Annotated in this window: 1 protein-coding gene; it reads right to left on the reverse strand. The window is 60.3% G+C overall.

The features are described 5' to 3' along the window. Nucleotides 1-272, reverse strand: a 272-nt coding sequence (locus PsWM33_RS27500) for a hypothetical protein (protein ID WP_193778467.1), incomplete at both ends; no start/stop codon positions are given.

A 272-nucleotide genomic window follows, 5' to 3' on the forward strand; every position in this document is an offset into this window, starting at 1 on the left:
TCCGTTGTAGAGCTTGACCTTGACCCGGTTGCCTCTGTCCCATCGGTGCAGCGGCCCTGCAGGTAAGGGTGCCAACAGCTCCCCGAGCACACCTTGCTGATTAAGGGCGGCCCGTAGCTCATAGCCACTTGTCACCGGGCTGGATAAGAACGCCATGCCCTTTGAGAACGGCAACTGATAGCCGGTCAGATAGCCTTGCCATGGCGTGTCCTGATCACGCAAAAGCGGCCCGTCAATAAACACCCCTAGTGCGGCCGCCTGCAGCACCTGCC

This window comes from Pseudovibrio sp. WM33, from assembly GCF_001623165.1.
Classification (GTDB): Bacteria; Pseudomonadota; Alphaproteobacteria; order Rhizobiales; family Stappiaceae; genus Pseudovibrio.